We start from the raw sequence: 1,537 nt of genomic DNA, 5'->3' as shown, positions 1-1,537 counted from the left end.
ATCGAGTACCGTTTTAGTTGCAAGCATCAGAGATCTAAGTCGTTTTTTGTGAATGTTTGGGCACTGGTTTTCGATAGTTTGCTGTAGAATTTGAACATCGCGCATCGTTAGGAATTCCTATTAAATCCATTTAATCAGGTGTGTTTTTGGCGAAATTCATTAGATCAGAATGAGCGATGTGCGTCTACTCATTGTTTTATATGGAAATTATGAGGGGATTCTTAAGAACAGGGCGTTATACCTAAAAGGGAAACTTATGAAAAATGTAATTGATATATTAGCGAGACGTAAGGCTAGAGAGTTCATGTGTAAATATACAGAAGACTCTAGAGGAATATTTGTAGACGGCAATGGTAAATTAATACATAAGTCAGAGTTTGGTGAATATAGAGAAAGAATTGTAAAAGAGTTGCTCTCTTGTTTTTTACCAACATATTATAAGTTTGGTGAAGGGTTTATTGTTGATCGAAGTAATGAAAGAACCACGCAATGTGATGTTGTAATATATAATGGTATAGAAACACCAAGAATAGAAACAGATGACTTGCGCAGATTTTACCCAATAGAAACGGTATATTCTATTGGTGAAGTCAAATCGAAACTCAGTAAGACTCAGTTGAAAGAAGCATTACTGAAGTTAATGGAGGTAAAGAAAATAAGAAATAATGAACCTATTTCGACAATGCCAATTAATCCTTTTAATGAAGATTTGACTCATAAAAAAAGACATTTAGAGATTAGCGAACCTGAATATCGTAATAAATGTGAAACCATTACTTTTTGGAACCCAAGCTTTAATGAATTCCAAAATGTTGTTAGTTTTTTAGTTTGTGAATCAATTAATTTTGGTGGTGAAGACATTTTAGATGTGATCGCAGATATTTATCCTCCCTCAATAGCGGATGCATCTAGAAGGCATAATTTCATTTTAAGTATTGAAGATGGTTTTATCTCATATAATACGTCCGACGATAATGATAAGTTGATGCCGTATAACTTTCCTAATCGAGGAGAAATTGCGACATCTTATCGCTTTGTTGAACCATCTGATGAAGGAGACCATATTTTGGCTTTTCTTTCCAGTTTGGTCGATGCAGTTAGCAAAAACTGCATTTATAAGTTTGATATATGCTCATATGTTGGTTCTTTTAAAGAAAAAAATGCACCAATGAGATAGGTATAACAATCTGTTTAAGAGTGATTCGCAACGCGTGGCATTTTTACTATGCTTTGCGCTTAGTGATTAAGGTGGTATGCGGTAGCTTTGGTGTTGCGCTGCTCACCCCTTAACAGGGCGCTGGCGGATCCCCTCATAATTCTCCCAGTCCACAGGCATGTGTCAGCCGTTGGTATTCCACTATCGCCCAGTGATATTGTGATTCACTTATTCGGTACCTTCGATGGCAACGAACTTCTTTACCAAGCCTTGGGATCGAGAGTACGCGTCGGTGCTTAATGGTGTTCGCTTGAAAGTCATAATGCCATTTCGCTTGTATAGCGATTAAGCCATTCCACCACATAATAATTTCTGCCACCA

General features: G+C 36.6%; 1 protein-coding gene and 1 pseudogene. One reads left to right on the top strand and one right to left on the bottom strand.

Annotated features, from left to right (window positions below):
* Positions 1 to 256 precede the first annotated feature (256 nt).
* Entirely contained in the window at positions 257 to 1,177 is a 921-nt protein-coding gene (locus tag DPF93_RS20970) for a DUF6602 domain-containing protein (RefSeq protein ID WP_123777573.1), read from the top strand.
* A 133-nt stretch (positions 1,178 to 1,310) separates the two neighbouring features.
* Here the strand turns inward: DPF93_RS20970 and DPF93_RS21405 are convergent.
* Positions 1,311 to 1,537: pseudogene (locus tag DPF93_RS21405) on the bottom strand (IS4 family transposase); the annotation flags it as partial.

Source organism: Vibrio rhodolitus (assembly GCF_003350325.1).
Taxonomy (GTDB): Bacteria; Pseudomonadota; Gammaproteobacteria; order Enterobacterales; family Vibrionaceae; genus Vibrio; species Vibrio rhodolitus.
This window is presented reverse-complemented; position numbering and strand designations above follow the sequence as displayed.

Excerpts from the sequence above, each read along its gene's own strand:
- DPF93_RS20970 (WP_123777573.1), top strand. The coding sequence starts at position 257 with ATGAAAAATGTAATTGATATATTAGCGAGACGTAAGGCTAGAGAGTTC.